Source organism: Legionella pneumophila subsp. pascullei (assembly GCF_900637585.1).
GTDB lineage: Bacteria > Pseudomonadota > Gammaproteobacteria > Legionellales > Legionellaceae > Legionella > Legionella pascullei.
In genome coordinates this window covers 2,353,456-2,370,734 of sequence record NZ_LR134380.1, presented here as the reverse complement: position 1 = coordinate 2,370,734, position 17,279 = coordinate 2,353,456, and the positions used below count along the sequence as shown (strand labels likewise).

Below are 17,279 nucleotides of genomic sequence, written 5' to 3'. Positions count from 1 at the left end.
GCTATCTCATTACCTCTGTCATAGTTGAGCTTTTTTTTCCAAGACCTCTGTATTGTCATCGTCTCTTTTTTGAGATGAAGGACAACACCAAAATACGTGTCTAAGGAGTGATACCAGGAAAAACTCTTTTGCTTTGGGAGGCTCTTCTCTTATAGTGATTTGCTGTGGCAAAGCGATCACTTCATCGACATCATAGCCTTCTTTTTCTTTAACCTGATGATGCCAATCGGGTGTGTCTACTTTGACCAAAGCGCCATAGCAGCCATCCACCGAAAATCCAGCTTGTGCAGTTTTTTTAGCATCGGCTTCTTGACCTTCCACTTCAAGAGGTCCTACTATTTTAAGCGCTCTTTCCACTCTATCAGACTCAATGCCCAAATGAGGCCATTCTGATGAACTGATATAAGGAACAGCCTCTCCAGTGGCAGCAAAAAGGCTGCGTGCATAATGCATAATATCTAAACCGTCTTCGCGCCCAAATAGCTGAATCAAGGTTGGTACGATACCTGAAACACCTCGTGAATGACCTATAAACACTTCTACAGGGCTTTTACAGCGCATTAAATCGATCATGTGCGATAAGTGGATGAGATAGCCTTCAGCGGTCTCATCAAACCTATCACCTATTCGGTCTTCAATACAGCGAGAATAAAGGATAATTTCTTTTTCTGAAAAGAGATGAGTCAAATGCTTACGGGCATATGCTTCGAATTGTTTAGCGCCATACAGATGATAACGATGGTAAGCATCACCATAGGAAGCCTCGCTTTCGCGTCCGGCTACGAAGAATAATTGAGCGATGTTAAGCTTTTTAAGGTCTTGTACACTCAGATCAGCGATAGTGCGTCCGTCAGCACATCGATGAGGATATGGTTGTCTTTTGGCAGCTTCATACATTAATTGGCTATAAAAAAGAGTGCGCATGGTATGAGCCAAACCATGAATGGGGCGATGAAGTTTTTGATCATCTATCGTGATGAATCGTTGCAAATTATGCCCTGTGCCTGTCGCACGAGTGGCATAAGGGGTTTTATGATTGTATTCCCATTCTGAGCCTACCTCAGTGTAGGGTTTGGATAATCTTTCCTGATAGACATATTCTGCTACTTTTAACACTTCTGGATCTAAAATTATGGGCACAATAACCACCTTTTGATTAAATTAAAACATAGCATTCTTTAATGCTACAACACGATTAATTATTATTCAATAAAGAAATTTATCATTCCTTAAAATAAAAAGCTGGTAGCTTGATGAGGAAACAAATAAGATGATGTTTTGTCTCCCATCTGCTACAGCTTTGCACTATTCATTACATCATTTAACAATTGAACAAGCACTTAAAAATACTCCTTAGAAACCATACATTATGTCATCGCTTTCTTCCTCATCTATTGTGATGGTGTGATCTTGTTTTACTGGTTCTTTCCCTATTTTAGTTGAGATTTCGTCGATTAATTTTGCGTTTTCCTGTAATTTATCTATTGAGGCAGTTTTAGTGTCCAGTTGCTGTAGTAGTCCATGCAACTCCTTTGCATTCTCTTTAGATATGCCTAAACCTTCTTCCAACTCCGATGGTTTTTTCTTCGCTAAAAAGGCAATGATTTCATCTGCATTTTGTTTGTCATTGTTGAGACAAGTCTTAAATCCTCTAAGAACCTGTTCTTTCATTCTTATCTGCATTTTTTCAACATGTACAGTATCTGTAGTAATACCCAGGGTATTGGTTACAGTCCATAATCCACCTAAAAGTCCACCTCCCTGACTATCTAGTTGTTGAAGTCTCTCTCTTCTTGCTTCAGCTAAATTTTCATGATGAACATTACATAAATCACGTAATTGCATGATTAGCCCTTCACTCTTATATTGCAGTTGCACCATTTCTGGATAGGCTTTTTCCTGTTTATCTATTAAGGCTTTTCTATAAGTGCTGATGTCTTCTTTTTGTTTTATTGCTTTTTCTGAGCCATCCAAAGTTTGTTCAAGCTCTGTCAAATGATCAAGACATTTTTCAATGTATTTTGATTCTTCCTCAAAAGTAGCGATATCTTTGATATTGCTCAAAGAGTCTTTAATATCTTCCAACAAATCATCAACCAAGTATTGATTCAATGTTTGTAATTGCCCTTTTAATTTATCCAAATCAGACATATCGAGAGATTCCGTTGATGTTCCATGTTGTTTTATTCTTTCATTACGGATCAATTCCAAGGTTTCCAGATAACTATTCATTTTGGATGTCATTGATTTGATGTCATTAAAGGTAAGCTCTCCCGGTATTTTTGCTAATTTTGCAACATATTTAGACGTTTGCTCTAAAAGTTGAGTTGGTAATTTGGATTGAACATCCTGTAATCGCTTTTCCAAGGCTTCTATGTCAGAAAAATCCACTGCTTTATCTTTGTCAGTATGCATGCGAATTTTTTCATTACGCAGAAGGTTTAATTCCTGTTGCATGTTATTTAAATCAGCAATGGTTTTGTTATAGCTTTCAAGATTGGCGGGTTTGATTTTCTCAAAGTCGGTGACTCGTTTTGTCACGTCTGTGACAAGCGCTTCATACCGTACTCTCATTTTCTCAGCATCTTGTACAATTGGAGTAGTGGTTGCATGTTGCAGTGCTTCAAGATTTCCAGCCAGTTCTTGCTTGACACCAACGATTTGTCCTCTTAACTCTTGTCCTATCCCCTTGACCTTACTTATTTCTTTTTCTGCAGGCAGTTTATTGAGCGCTTGTAATGCTTCTGTGGGATTTTGTTTATCCAGTGCTTCACTGCATTCCGTGAGGGCCGGGATAATCTGGCTTTGCAGCATGATTCTCTTTTCAATCTGTTGCTTTAACACATCAATTTGAGCTTTGGCTCTAACGGCTTCTCCTGATTTAAAAGCAGACCATTGCTTATCGGTAGGGAATTTTGCCAAGGCTTTTTGCATCATCTCCATATCGTTTGTTCTAAGAGCAATATGGCATTCCTGTAAGACAGGGATGACGTGCTGGTTAAGAAAATCTCTGCGTTCAGGTGATATTTTATTATCACTGGTTTCCAGAGAAAGACGATGAGAGATTCTATCAAGAACCCCTTCTCTAAGAGGCAATTTGGCTTGCCGTACCATTTCTGTTCTTAGATTTTTTAGTTGTTCATCGATGTTGTAGGTGCCTTTATCCTTTTCAATGGCGTCCAATGCCTGAGTGACTTTCTCTTTTTGCATTTTCATGAAGGGCTCAACCGCATAGCCACTTTCATGTCGTGGTATAAAGTCAGGGCTTTTTACAGCAACCAGTGTAAAGATATACCGATCTTCTCCTGTGTCTGTTTTTCCTTCAAGAGTTACCTTGGTTGGTACTAAAGCAACATCTTCCGGTAAATAAACGGAAAATTCATCTTCAGACCCAGCCATATGGGTTCCTACTTGTTTTGGATGTAGTAAACCATCCGGGTCAAGCATTTCAAAAATGACATTGGAGCCCCATATATCTGTTAAAAGTTTCATATTTTTGGTTGTACTGGCACAGGTTCTGCCCGACATTTGGCTGAAGTCATTTAACTTGATTTGTTTGAAGGTTTCAGTAGAAAGATCAGTAAACAGCGTATTTTCTGTATTGGCAATAATCGTATTGGCTTGATTGATTAATTTATTGGTAAATTCTTGTGGCAGATTTAATCCACGATACAGTTTTTTCGGAGCTGGGACGTGAGATGTATCCATTAATGATTTGTTAGTCAATGGCGTCATTAAGGTGGTAAAGAGCACCTCTTTGAAAGAGGAGCCTTTATCCCGGTTTTGTGCGATGGCGTTGACTCGGCTAAAATACCAGGCGTCATTTTGCATGAGGAAAATTAAATCATGCTTCATTTGAGTGACATCGCCACCTTTCGTTCTTATTCTATTTTCCCAAGCGTCTCCAATTTTCACTGGAACTGCTTTGGGATCAGTAGAGTGAAACTCAGTGTCTTTCTCATGTCGCATTAAAGTATCGATATTCTTGATGTCGGTGTCGTTGAGCAGTGAACCTACAACAGCCATATCACATTTCGCCAGCAAGTCACGGAAGAATTTTTCTTCCAGTTTTTGGCCATTGATAAGCACATGATCGTCATGGATGCAATCAGGATTAGACATGATTTGCTGAATGATGCGGGCAGCCGCAATTTCATCCATATTAGGTCGTCTTCTCGCTTTATCAGAACTGGATTGAAAGCCATTTTTAATAGCATCCGTTTGTAGTTTTGATCGGGCTTTTTGGATAGCCCCCAGGCATTTTGCAGGGTTTTGTTCACATTCTCCTGCAAATGGTGTTGGGAAATAGTAAGAGCTTCCTTCCAAACGTGTTTTGTAACCAGGGTAGGTTTGCTGCACATCAGGAAAAGCGTAGTATTCCTTTATGGTTAGGAATCGTTCATTATCTTTCAGTTGATAGTTGCGACCTACAGGTTTTGGTAAGTCTTTTGTAGATTTTGGTTCCTTACCCTCTACAATAACGTATTTCTCGCCATTAAAGGGATTTTCATAAGGTCCACCTCTACTGGGGTCATCAATTGCTTCAGGGTTAACTAAGGGAACAACAGCGCCTGTAGCAAAGAAAAAATCTCGATGGGCCTTGAGGACGACTTCAGCACCTTGCGAACCTAAAGTATATTTAAGCGTATTGTAGGTACGTTCCAATGCGACTTCGGCAGGTGCTTTAGTTCTCATTAAGTCTACCATATGGCCTTGATTTATCAGGATATGTGCCGGGGAGGCATCCCAATCATGATTTTTGTCCAGAATAATCGCAGCATAGAAATCGACTTCTTTTTGATCTTTAAATATTTTGCCGATGAGCTTGTTATCTTCAACGTATTTCCTGAACGCTTGCTCACTTTGCTCATGATATTCCGCGTAAAAATTTCTCTTGTGTACGTCATCATAGCCTGAACGTTCATCATCTCTTCCTACCACAAAAAAAGCTTGTGCGATGAGAATTTTTTTCAGTTCTTCTGGTGTTACATCAGCTAAAGTCTGACCATTTTTTGCTTTACCTAATGTTTCTCCTCTAAGTTGAGCTTTACGTGCTTCTTCTATCATCACTTCTGCACAAGCCATTGTTCGTACCGTATGAGCAAGACCATGAGGTCCTCGATCGGGCCCTTCATTTGGAGGAAGTCGTCCTTCTTCCGGTGCTTTTGGATTTTTTAATGGGCCAGGATATGGTTTTCCTAAATACTCTTTATGTACATACTTTATGGTTTCTAGAACATCATTGTCACTCTCTAATAATTTACTGTCTAAAGAATGCTTGGGAGCTACTTGTGGTGCAGTAGGTTTTGTAGAAATCTCCTTAGGAGCTGTGCCTTTCACTGGAGGAACAGGAGAGGGGATCTCTATGTGTAAATCTTTTTCAGTAGTTTCTCTTAATGTTTTCGCATCAGGTTGGGGATCTCCTGCTGGAAATTTATCAGCCACAGCACGTAACCACCCTGTAATTTTCAGATAACCGTTATCGGTTAATTCATTTCTCATTTCCTCTGTGGTGGTTCGCCCCAGGGCTTCTAAATCAGGAGGGTTATCCTTGTTGAGTTCAGCACGAGCTTTTAGCCCGACAGAGGCAACCCAATAGCCACATAATCCCATGTTTAAGCCGGGGTTATTGGGAATAACAGAAAGAGTAGATGCTATAGGTAATTGGGCTAATAAAGTATTTTTATAGCCTTCGCCTGATGTTTTACCCAGTGGATCAAAGAGAAAGTATTGGTTACCAGGTCCTTTGATTAACATGATCCAGTGACCAGAATCTCTTCTGGGGCCTACTCCTGTTAAAACAGGCATGAAGCCTTGTCTGTTCAGGGCTTCTGTGTCAATAGTCGGTACTCCATTATAAATGCTGCCGCTGGTGATATCGCCATGCCCCATACGAGCAAAAATAGCATGCATACCTTCTTGAGTTAATTCAACCCCTTCTACGTATTTAGGCATTTTACTTTCTCCCAAACTGATATTTGTACATGCAAATACTGATTCTAATGGATACGAATATTCACACTTCGTATATTTATTATAGGATAATAGTTTTAAGGAAATATTAAGCGTTTAAAATTAGGCCCTTGATTTTTTGTGATCATAAAATTGAGAGACAATAAGGCCTTGCTATTTTAAAAACAAGCCGAGAGGAATTGATACAATGATATAAGAGTGTAATGTTTTAATAGTTATAAGTTTTTCTTAGGATTATATTAACAGTTTACAGGCTGGTATCAGGTTACTTTATGCTCGTATGAAACCTTCCGATTGGTGTGTCCAATAGTTATAATACGCTCCTTTTTTTTCCAATAGTTCGGTATGTGTTCCATTCTCGATGATCTTGCCATCTTCTAAAACTATAATTCTATCCATTGCTTTGAGCGTTGATAGACGATGTGCGATCACTAAAGCGGTTTTATCTGTTAATAAATTTTGTAAGCCATCTTGAATTGCCTGCTCAGTTCTGGAGTCTAAGGCTGATGTCGCTTCATCAAGTAACAAGACAGGCGCATTTTTGAGAATAGCTCGAGCAAATGCAATACGTTGTCTTTGTCCCCCTGATAATTTTACACCTTGCTCGCCAATAATAGTGTCATACTGTTGTGGCAGTTCAGAGATAAACTCATGGCAGTGTGCTTTCTTTGCAGCTAAAATCACATCTGATTTATCCAAATTACTGCAACCGTAGGTGATATTATCGTAAATGCTACGATGAAAAAGTGTTAAATGTTGTGGTACTATTGCAATCTGTGAACAAAGTGATTTTTTAGTGTAAGCATTTATAGATAAGCTGTCTATTGAAATAACACCTTTTTCTACATTGTATAATCGCATCAGTAACTTAAATAGTGTTGTTTTACCAGCGCCTGAACTACCAACAATTCCAATTTTCTGCTTTGCTGGAATTGTCAAATTAAAATTTAGAAAAATTGGTTTTTGATTGGGATAGGCAAATGAAATGTCATTAAATTGAATCTCACCTTTATTAATTTGATGTATTTGAGCATTGGCGTTATCTGTGATTAACTGTTGATCTTCCAACAGGCTCAGCCCTTCATTTAAACGCCCGGCATTATTAACGAAATCGAGAAAGCATTTCCCAAGACTACTTGTGAGGCCTGCAATAGCAGTGACTGACGTCATAACAAAAACGATATTGCCCATGCTGACATAACCGTAATCATACCCGACCACTGACCCTATCAAAAAGAAAGCGACGAGGATATTCATAGCAATGTGTTGTACCAGCATGACTTTGCTCATGTGACGCTGCAAATTACGATCATTTTGAACCATATCCTGAATGTCTTTATCCAGACTATCAAGTTCAAAAGACATTTCAGCATTGTAGATTACTGTATGGATATTATTGACCACATCGACTACTTTGCCGTTGACTTTACTATTGGAATTCGCAAGGAGCATCGCTTTATCATTACCAATTTTGGCGGAATGGTATGAATAAATAATCAGTGTGGCCCCCCAGATCCAGAGAACCATTCCAAAATATGGAACGACTAAAGACAATAATATGCCCGTCAGGATAATTGCTAAAGATTGTGGATAAATAATCGTAAACAAATTAAAAATAAGTGGCTCTATGCTAGAACTGGCATTGGTAATTTTATTTGTTAGATAACCGGAGTGCTTGTCTTCAAAATAACCAATGGATTGATTGCCTAAATGATTAAATAGTTGTTTAATCAGATTAGCCTTTTTTTCAGGAATACTGACAAGTGAAAACAAACCATGAACGTAATATCCCAAGCTTCGCAAAACATGAATTGAAACATAAAGAATTAATGAGGTTAAGACTAAGCTAAAGATGTCAACATGTTCAGGATTTTGAAATTTTATTTCATCTATGATTTGCCCAAGTAAGTAGGACATATAAGGTAGAGTAAATGCCCAAAAAAGGCCAAATAAAATAAAAAATGCTGTACTCCAGCGATGTTCTGCCATATATGAGAACAAGACTCTTGAGAAGGTTGGTGTTTTATTACAGCTGGGTACACTACGATTGTTTGGAGTTTTGGGCATAGCATGTCCTTCAAACTTTAAAATTTCTTCCATCTCATCTGTTAGAGTGATCTCAATTCGTTTACCAAAAACCAGTAAATAAACATCGATATCTCAATAGTATTTATCTTTAATTCCAGGTGGATTTGTTCAATTAAGGTGGAATTTTATTGTTTTTTACATCATGCAAATAATCTACCACATTATCGAATTCTTTCTGATTAAATGAGTAAGCAAAATAACTTGAAACTTTTGCCGCTAGTATATTGAATAGTTCACACATTTTGAACAATGAAACCCACATGTTCTTATAATCAGCATCAACATAGGTCTTGAGAAATTCTTGCCAGAGTTCGGGCTCAAGGTAGTTTTCAATATATTTTCCATAATTTCCCATCGGTTGACTAAAGTTTGTTTGAATTCCTATATGCCATATGAGCATTTTAATTAACTCTTCTTTAACTATCTGCTCTGAAACGTGTTTTGCGTAGATGAGTTGTTTTCTCCAGAGCCCCTTGACAACGTAAGTACTTACCCATAAGAATTCATTACAACAGTTAACAAAATCCATTTCTGTAGGGGGGCTTGGTAAGTAATCTTCATCAGAAGGTTTGTCAAAGGGTACCATTAAATTGTCTTTATCAAGCAATAAAATACTTTGACTGTCTCTGGGCATAGTTTCCAGTTGATTGATATGTAACAAGCTTAAATCAACCCTGTTCCAATCTTTAAATTGCATCAGATAAGTATATTTACCTTTAAATTGTGGCCATTGCCCATCCATTTCATCAGGAGTTTGCATGATAAGTAATTCACCAAACTGATTAATCCAGTTTTTATCGTGAACAAATGACTCCACCTCTGTTACCAGATACACAATATCATAATCCTGAAAAATATCTTTTTTCGCTGATGGGCTCGCTCGAGAGCCATTCATAATCACAATTTTAATCCTCTCATCGTCATGAGCTACTTTGATGATGAGGTCAAGCATTGTTTTTTCATCACGTCGATTTTTCATATTTGTGGATTATGGCCTTTTTAAATTTAAATTCTAAAATAGCTATTGAAGACTTACTATTAAGGTTTCTGATTCATCATAGTCACCCGGAAGGTATTTTGGATATCTTCATCGCATTCCAGCCTGACTCCAACTGTACCATTAATCGAACTTACCTGTCCTGCTCTAATAGGCGCTCTGTCTTGTTCGATAGAATTGTTTTGCTTAAAAAAAAGTTGGGAACTTGCTGAGGTATTTAAGTTTGAAAGAGATTCAGATTGTGAAGACTGTTTGTATGCGTTAACCAGTTTGGTATATCTTTGATAATTTAATATTTGAAAATTAAAAGCAACTTTAGCGTTTATATTTGTGATTTCCAGAAATTTTTCATAACTATCAATTAAATCCAAACCAAATTGAGTATTTGTTATATTATCAGCGACACGAGGGTTGATTTTAGAGAGCTCTAATAGTTTTTCATAGGAATCGACCAGCATAACCCCTGATGAAGTACCTGTAATATAGTCTGCAATTATGGGATTAATTTTTGATTTTTCCAATAATTCTTCATAAGACTTCACAGTGTCAAATTTTGCAGGGGGATTTTTTTTTATAAAATCATTTTTTAATATTTCGATTAAACCCATAACATAGGATGACATTATCATTTGACTCCTTGTATTTAAAATAATTTGTAGTGGAATAAGAGCGAATCTCTGGAGGCCAGATTCCAGGTGCTTAATTTAACATGACAAATTAATTAGAAGGATTTTTGAATGTGAATTAATTTTTGAATCATTTTTCTATGAATGTATTTATCCAGTAATACAACTTTGGCCAATAATATGGCCAAAATGAATGACGAATTAATATACCTGCACGATCCTAATTTAAATTAGGAGTAGGGCGGTGCCTTTTGATGAGTGAAGACTAGCTCTGTTTCCCTCGCCGTTTCTTTAATCAGCTTTCTGATTTCGCTTTTTGAAATGTTTTGGTCTAAGGCATCAAGTGCTTTATATGGATCAAGCCAGAGACGCGTAACAAAATCAGGAAGTGGTGAGTGTTCAGCAAATGAGTTAGCATTAACATCCATCTCTGAAAGTTGTTGAAGACTTTTCAGTTTGGTATGGCTGTCATCGTCAGTTTTCAGCCATTCGTTCATAATTTTTTCGAGAGAGTCCTGTAACAATCTCATTACGTTTTTTTTCTGATAATCTTTAAAAAAAGTTCCAGCTCCTTTTTCGCGGCTCATCATAAATCAAACTCCTTTGTTATTTTCAAACATTAATAAGTATAATTTTAGAACATTTTGTAATTTATTGATCTTTGGTTTTTCATTAACTAGCTTCGCCTGTTTTTATAACTCTCTGTATTTGTACTTTCCTGTTCTTTCTTATCGACATTTCTCCAGAATAATGAGAGATTCAACTCAGGTTTTATTTCTAATAAGTTTTCCAGATGTTCAGTCATCGCTACTTTTGCTCTACTCCTGTAGTTTTCTACTTTATCTGATGGATTCTCTCCGGGATGGGTATCAATAAATTCTTGTGTTTCTTGTAAATTCTTTAATGCCAATTCGGGATTAATTTCGGTCATTTTGAACTTTACTCGTAATGGTTGTCTTTTTTCATTAAGATGAGCGCAAAAAAACGCTTCACGGCCACGCTTTGAAAAAAATTCGGCATAAATATCCGAGCGTTCTTTCGTGTCTGTTGTTTTTCCCAGTACAGCTAATTTTTCAATGTACTTATCGATGCCAATTTGTGATAGAAATTCGTCTTTATCGCTGACAAACCAATCCTGTAAAGTGTGTGAACCAAAATACGCTTGATAGGGATAGAATTGGCGTGGTGATTTATCCAAGCCTTGAGGGACGTATATTGTAAAAGAATGCGAACCTAGCCAAAAATCAAATTTCTCTTTTTGTTCGTTAAAGACATTGACGATCTCGCTTATTGCAAAATCTTCAGGTTTTTCCGGTTCTTCAAGAATAAAAGGATCACAAAGACTATATTCCGATGAGTCTCCAATTGCGTTGAATAACTTTGTACATTTGTTTTTACCTGGCCCAAGGTCAAAAAGATTACCCATCTTGTCAAGAAGATATAATTTATTTTCTAATAAGTAAATTTTATTTCTAACAGCGGTTTTCGGATTGAAATTTTCGCTTTTTATTTTGACTAATACAATGGGAGGGTCTTCTCTATCAATTTCAAATCGTATCAATAGATTCGTATTGAATGGATCAATATTTTCCAAGGTATTTTTTAGATTGTCTCCGTCCTCTGACAATTCTGTATACTTGGTAAAATGGAATTTCTCTGCTTCAATTTTTCCTAAAAGCAAATCACAAACATCATTACTAGCTTGTCCACAACTCTGAGTTGGCTCAGTCATCATATGACATACCTTTGAAACTTCATTTGCAATTTGTTGCTTAAGGTTCCTTGTTTTATCAATGCAAGGGAAAGATCTTTCTGCCTGCATTTGTCCTAATACTTCAGCAGGAACACCTGTCATCATGACACCATAGCTTTGGTACATACTTTTCAATTTTTTGTGGACCATGAAACCTGGTGATTCCAATTTTATTTTTGTCATATTGATGCCATTTACAATAGTATTGCCATATTATAGGGCAACACTATTTTTTTATAAACAATATAGTTGGAAAATAGACAAGCTATCTTCGGGATTTATCACTTACCACGAAGAACTAAACCATATTGTTCATCCCAAGCTTTTTGAGCTGTTTCTGATTCAAACTTGATTTTTGCCAGCTGCTCCGATGGTAATGTTTTAAAAAATTCAACTATTTTTTCTTGTTCCTTTCCAGATAGATTATCTGCTTCTTTTGCAAGAATCCTTAGGTCTTCTTCCGTTATAGCGGATGAGATCATTTTATCTATTCTACTTGTTGTCTCTAAGGGGCTCCCAAAGAAGGATTGCGGGATTGATTCTTTATAGGTAGTTACTAATTCTTTTTTGTGAGTTGGCTCTACTAGTAGTCGTTTCTCCAATTGTTTAGTCATCGCTTCTTGGGCTTTTGTTTTATAAAGCTCACATTGAGCTTTTTCGTTCTCACCAGGATAATTGATAGCAATGAATTCTTGTACTTCTTGTAAGTTTTGTAAGGCTATTTCCGGATTGACTTCAGCTACTTTAAATTTGACTCGTAATGGCGAGAATTTTTCATTCATACCAGTACAAAAAACGTGTTCTTTTCCCGGAGGAGAAAATAATTCTCCATAAATACTGGAACGCACTTTGCTGTCAGTTGTTGTGCTTAATAATGCCAGTTTTTCAATATAACCATCGATACCCAAGTGTGATAATTTTTCATCTTTATCACCTGAAAACCATTGTTGCAAAGTATGACTGGTCCAATAAGCTTGATAAGGATACAATGTGCGCGTGTCTTCGCGGTCTGATTCAGGAACAAATATGGTAAAAGAATGAGTTGATGTCCAACAATCTATGTTTTTCATTTTAGCTGTAACTATCTTACCCATTTCAAACATGGCTGCTTCCTCTTCACTTTCCTCTGGCTCTAAAAAAGAATCATAAAGAATATAATTTTGATAAAAAGAATTGGTAATAGCATTAAATAGTCTTTCACATGTGTCTGATGTTTGTCCCAGGTCAATGACTTTTCCAAATATATCGAGATACAAAAGTTGGTCTTCCAGGAGATAAATTTTATTTTTTTCAGCAGTCTCAGGATTAAACTCCTCTCTTTTTATTTTTTGGTATTTTTGGGGAGCATTAAATCTATCCATTTCAACCCTAACCAGTAAATTTTTATTGGGTAGAGAACTTTTCAAGTTGGCACCATCCTCAGATAAGATTTGGTAGTTTATTTTTTCGAATTCGCTTGCTCCATCTTTTCCTAAAAGCAAATCGCATACTTCATTGCTCGCTTTTCCGCAACTGTTTGTTGGTTGAGTCATTTCGGATTTTCGAACTATTTCAGCAATATTTTCTTTCATGTTTCCCATTTTTTTTACAGAACCAACGGATATTTCTGCCTCATTTTGCCCTAATATTTCTGCAGGAACACCGGTTATCATTGTTCCATAACTCTTGACCAGATGTTTGATTTTTTCATGCACATGCAAACCCGTTTTTTCAAGCTTGGAAGTGGTCATATTCATCTCGTTACAAAATACCCTATATTTAATTGTAGATTAAAATAAAATTTGTACATTTTGATTTTCAAATATCAATTAAGCCACCATCTTTAGACAGGGGATGGATGAAACAGATGAACCATTTTGTGAAGGGGAGAATGCTTAAAATTCAAAATTGATTAGCAGACCGACAACAGATATTAGTCCTATTGAAAAATTTTGATTAAACTTAAAAATATTTCTCAAAAAGTAATCGCTCAATTTGGCTATTTTTCTCAGGTTATCAATTAGGCGTTCAAATCGAACATTTAAAATCAAAAGTCTATATAGGTAATGCAACAGATGTATTCGAGCGCGCTTGATTTTATTCAGATGAGGTGTCAATGAAATGGTAGAGGGTCTTGCGTCTTGGCTTAGGAAAGACGTTGCTCTCTACCATGAACTCAAGCAGTATAAAATAATTTAATATGAATCCTGTATTATCACCTTATCTGAAGTAGATTCATTACTAGATGTCAACCACTATGTTGAATCCTCCATCAATCATGCGCTTGCCATCAAAAGGCATAGGGTTAATGTCTGGTTTTAAACGAGGATCTTCCATGACTTTTTTCATCCCAGCGTCGCGAACTTGCTTCGAGGGCCAAAGTATCCAGGAAAAAACAACCGTTTCATCTTCTTTGCACTGGACAGCCATAGGAAAAGAAGTGATTTTGCCTTCAGGTACATCATCTCCCCAGCATTCAACCAGTCGCAAAGCACCATGTTCTTTGAATACCAAGCTAGCCTTTGTTGCATGCTCAACGTATTTCTCTTTGTTAGCTTTTGGTACTGCAGCGACAAATCCTTCAACATAATTCATAAAAACCTCCATTTATTTTATGAAATAACAGATAATAACTATGGCACTGCTCGTTCCATTTTTCCAATATTCGGTTGATGATAAACTCTTAAATCGATAGAGCAATTACTGAAGAAAACTTCCTGTGAGAGTAAGATTAAGTCAAACCCCTAAAGCAAGAGTTGCTCTTTTTGAAAGAGATTCATCTTTTTGTTAGTGATTACAAGCAACTACCGCAATCAGGTTTCCTAATTAGTAAGGTCTCAAATCCTCGATTATAATTAGAAGTAGGGTTAATTGGCTATTTATACCCTGTGTTGAAAATGGCACATCGGATTCATGACCAGCCTCGCGAAGACTTGCGTCATGCATTATAGTCAATAGGCCTTACATAGAGGAAGGAGGATACTCTGTGCAAAGGGAAAATACGCATTCAAATGTTGATTTTAAATCTATATTTGATTCCTTGCCGGATTTATATCTTATATTAGACAGGGATTTTTACATCATCGGAGTAAGCGATGCCTATTTGCGGGCGACTATGGTGGACCGGAAACAAATTTTGGGAAAAAATGTCTTCGATGTTTTTCCGGATAATCCCAACGATCCGAAGGCAACTGGCGTTAAAAATCTACATGTATCGCTTCAAAGGGTTCTAAAAAACAAATCGGCAGATACAATGGCCATACAAAAATATGATATTCAGAGACCCGCAGAACAAGGAGGGGGATTTGAAGAACGCTATTGGAGCCCCATCAATACTCCAGTTTTAGGGGCTGATCAGGAAGTGAAATATATTGTTCATCGTGTGGAGGATGTTACTGAGTTTATCCATTTAAAAAAAACTGGATCAGAGCAGTTAAAGTTAATGGAGGAACTTCGTACCAAAGCTGGAGAAATGGAGGTCGAGATCTATCAGCGTGCCCAGGAAATTCAAGAGGCAAACAAGCTGTTGGAAGAGGCCAATAAAAATCTGGCTAGACTGGATCACATCAAAACCCAATTTTTCGCTAACGTCAGTCACGAACTTCGTACTCCATTAATGCTGATATTAGGTCCTTTGGATGTATTGCTTTCTGAAAAATCGCTTCCCTCATCTGTTCGGAATACATTAAGACGTATAGAAAATAATGCTCAAATCTTACTGAAACATGTCAATGACTTACTGAATATCTCAAAGCTGGATGCTGGCAAAATGTTTCTTCATTATACCAATATCGATTTGGCAAAATTAATTCGACAGACAATTGCATTGTTTGAGGCTCAAATTCCTGAGCGTAAGCTGGTTTTTTCAATAAATTTGCCTCATGAATTGCAAGCACAAATGGATCCTGACAAAATCCAGCATGTTTTAATCAATATTTTATCAAATGCCATAAAATTTACACCCAAAAATGCAAAAATCTGGATTAGATTAGAGCAAATCAATCCTGAAACATGCAAGCTTCAGATAGCAGATAATGGACTAGGTATTCCCCCTGATCTTTGTGAAACCATATTTGAGCGCTTTTTTCAGGTTGAGGAACCTACAACTCGTACGGTAGGGGGAACAGGGTTGGGTTTATCGATTGCAAAAGATTTCGTTGAATTACATGGGGGATCAATTCTGGCAGGTAATGCTCAAAATGGTGGCGCCATTTTTACTATTGAATTGCCATTAAAAGCACCTCAAAATGTAAAGGTTTATTCTTCCTATAGCCAGCCATCATTAGGGGAAAAAGAAATAAGCACGAGTCTTGCTGAATTCAGAAATAAAGTAAATCTAATTAAGGAGGCAGCTGAAGAGGATTATTACAGTAGACCGCTTATTCTAGTAGTAGAAGACAATCAGGAGATGAATCATTTTATTTGTAAAATATTGAATACCATTTATCGTACTGAAAGTGCTTTTGATGGCCGGGAGGGTTTGCAAAAATCGCTCGCTTTACATCCAGATCTAATCGTTACTGATATCATGATGCCTCATATGAGTGGTGTCGAGATGGTGCATACCATTAGACAACACCCCCTGTTATTGAAAACTCCAATTATTATTTTAACTGCCAAAGCAGACGATGAATTATGTGTCCGTATGCTGGAAGAAGGGGCACAGGATTATGTGATAAAACCATTCTCAGTCAAGGAGTTTAAAGCCAGAGTTGCTAATTTGATTTTGGTGAAGAAAGCTGAAGATGAACTGGATCAGTTTGTCTATCACGCATCGCATGATTTAAAAGCGCCTCTGCCTGCTATGGAGCATTTGATTTCATGGATAGAAGAAGATCTGGGTGAAATGCTCTCCGAACAATCTAAAAAATATTTACTCCTCTTGCGTCAACGTGCTTCACGAATGTCAAAGTTGCTCGATGGATTGCTTAAATATGCTCAATCAGGATATGTTTTTGATAAGGTCCGTAAAATTCACACCGATAGATTGATTACAGATATTATTAGGAAATTGAATCCCCCGCAGACTATCACATTTCAACTCGAAGACACGCTGCCGGTATTGAATACTTGCGAGCTTCCTTTGAGGGAGGTGTTTACGGCGCTTCTCGATAACAGCATCAGGCATCATCACCGCAAAGACGGACATATCATCATTGGTACAAAAGAAAAGGATCGGTTTTATGAGTTTTTTGTAGCTGATGACGGCCCTGGAATAGAAAAAAAATATCAAGACAGAATTTTTCAATTGTTTCAGACCCTACAACCAAGGGACAAACTTGAAACAAGTGGTGTAGGTTTAAGCATTGCTAAAAAAATAGTCGAGTTTCAAGGAGGTAAAATTTCTGTGGAATCAGAAAAAAACAAAGGCTGCGTTTTTCGCTTTTTATGGCCAAAAGATAAGGAGATTGGCGATGCGTGCTAAGAATGATGAGTGTAGCCACATTTTATTGGTCGATGATGATGAAGTAGATTTAATGTCTGTTCAAAGAGCGTTGACAAAATTGAGTATTCCAGTTTGTTTTCATATAGCACGTGATGGTGTAGAAGCGCTCGAACAACTCTCTGGAAAGATCAAAGCATCCAAACCTAAAATCATTGTCCTTGATATCATGATGCCAAAAATGAATGGTATAGAGTTTCTCAGAGAATTGCGTTCACATATTCACTATAACTCCATTAAGGTTGTTATCTTCACGACATCAAGTAACATCCGTGATAAGCAGGCAACAACAGGTTTGGATATAGCAGGATATTTTGTAAAGGACTCTCAATTTAATGAGTTTGTTTATTGCTGCAAACACTTGCTAGAAAAAAAATCACATCTATCGTAGATCAAACGCGATCTGTTTAATTTAAAAAC

11 protein-coding genes are annotated in these 17,279 nt (G+C 37.1%); 2 read left to right on the top strand and 9 right to left on the bottom strand.

What is annotated here, in order from left to right:
• Positions 1-18: 18 nt before the first annotated feature.
• The 9 genes from dupA to EL201_RS10710 form a co-directional block, all read right to left on the bottom strand.
• Positions 19-1,140: a Dot/Icm T4SS effector deubiquitinase DupA/LaiE gene (dupA, locus tag EL201_RS10750; protein WP_027221124.1), complete on the bottom strand. Its 1,122-nt coding sequence runs from the start codon at positions 1,138-1,140 to the stop codon at positions 19-21.
• A gap of 213 nt (positions 1,141-1,353) precedes the next feature.
• Positions 1,354-5,955, bottom strand: coding sequence for a SidE phosphodiesterase domain-containing protein (locus EL201_RS10745; RefSeq protein ID WP_061773178.1), 4,602 nt, complete (start codon positions 5,953-5,955; stop codon positions 1,354-1,356).
• Positions 5,956-6,243: 288 nt separating this feature from the next.
• The gene (locus tag EL201_RS10740; RefSeq protein ID WP_027222256.1) at positions 6,244-8,040 is read right to left on the bottom strand and encodes an ABC transporter ATP-binding protein; all 1,797 of its coding nucleotides are present in this window, start codon (positions 8,038-8,040) and stop codon (positions 6,244-6,246) included.
• A gap of 133 nt (positions 8,041-8,173) precedes the next feature.
• Complete coding sequence (locus EL201_RS10735; RefSeq protein WP_027222255.1) at positions 8,174-9,040, bottom strand: aminoglycoside 6-adenylyltransferase; 867 nt, start codon at positions 9,038-9,040, stop codon at positions 8,174-8,176.
• A gap of 59 nt (positions 9,041-9,099) precedes the next feature.
• Complete coding sequence (locus EL201_RS10730) at positions 9,100-9,681, bottom strand: hypothetical protein (protein WP_027222254.1); 582 nt, start codon at positions 9,679-9,681, stop codon at positions 9,100-9,102.
• A gap of 233 nt (positions 9,682-9,914) precedes the next feature.
• Positions 9,915-10,274 (bottom strand): hypothetical protein, encoded by a 360-nt coding sequence (locus EL201_RS10725; protein ID WP_027222253.1) that lies wholly within the window; start codon positions 10,272-10,274, stop codon positions 9,915-9,917.
• A gap of 86 nt (positions 10,275-10,360) precedes the next feature.
• Positions 10,361-11,620, bottom strand: a complete 1,260-nt coding sequence (locus EL201_RS10720) for a hypothetical protein (protein ID WP_027222252.1) — start codon at positions 11,618-11,620, stop codon at positions 10,361-10,363.
• 98 nt (positions 11,621-11,718) lie between these two features.
• Entirely contained in the window at positions 11,719-13,167 is a 1,449-nt protein-coding gene (locus EL201_RS10715; protein WP_027222251.1) for a hypothetical protein, read from the bottom strand.
• 490 nt (positions 13,168-13,657) lie between these two features.
• On the bottom strand, positions 13,658-14,011 hold the full coding sequence (locus EL201_RS10710) for a DUF1428 domain-containing protein (protein ID WP_027222250.1): 354 nt from the start codon (positions 14,009-14,011) through the stop codon (positions 13,658-13,660).
• Positions 14,012-14,402: 391 nt separating this feature from the next.
• Between EL201_RS10710 and EL201_RS10705 the strand changes: the two genes are divergently transcribed.
• The gene (locus EL201_RS10705; RefSeq protein WP_027222249.1) at positions 14,403-16,841 is read left to right on the top strand and encodes an ATP-binding protein; all 2,439 of its coding nucleotides are present in this window, start codon (positions 14,403-14,405) and stop codon (positions 16,839-16,841) included.
• Positions 16,831-17,250: a response regulator gene (locus EL201_RS10700; protein ID WP_027222248.1), complete on the top strand. Its 420-nt coding sequence runs from the start codon at positions 16,831-16,833 to the stop codon at positions 17,248-17,250. The genes EL201_RS10705 and EL201_RS10700 overlap by 11 nt, the downstream gene beginning before the upstream one ends.
• Positions 17,251-17,279: the final 29 nt, after the last annotated feature.

Coding starts and splice junctions, on each gene's coding strand:
- EL201_RS10740 (WP_027222256.1), bottom strand. CDS start 8,040: ATGCCCAAAACTCCAAACAATCGTAGTGTACCCAGCTGTAATAAAACA.
- EL201_RS10735 (WP_027222255.1), bottom strand. CDS start 9,040: ATGAAAAATCGACGTGATGAAAAAACAATGCTTGACCTCATCATCAAA.
- EL201_RS10700 (WP_027222248.1), top strand. CDS start 16,831: ATGCGTGCTAAGAATGATGAGTGTAGCCACATTTTATTGGTCGATGAT.
- EL201_RS10715 (WP_027222251.1), bottom strand. CDS start 13,167: ATGACCACTTCCAAGCTTGAAAAAACGGGTTTGCATGTGCATGAAAAA.
- EL201_RS10710 (WP_027222250.1), bottom strand. CDS start 14,011: ATGAATTATGTTGAAGGATTTGTCGCTGCAGTACCAAAAGCTAACAAA.
- EL201_RS10745 (WP_061773178.1), bottom strand. CDS start 5,955: ATGCCTAAATACGTAGAAGGGGTTGAATTAACTCAAGAAGGTATGCAT.
- EL201_RS10720 (WP_027222252.1), bottom strand. CDS start 11,620: ATGACAAAAATAAAATTGGAATCACCAGGTTTCATGGTCCACAAAAAA.
- EL201_RS10730 (WP_027222254.1), bottom strand. CDS start 9,681: ATGTCATCCTATGTTATGGGTTTAATCGAAATATTAAAAAATGATTTT.
- EL201_RS10725 (WP_027222253.1), bottom strand. CDS start 10,274: ATGATGAGCCGCGAAAAAGGAGCTGGAACTTTTTTTAAAGATTATCAG.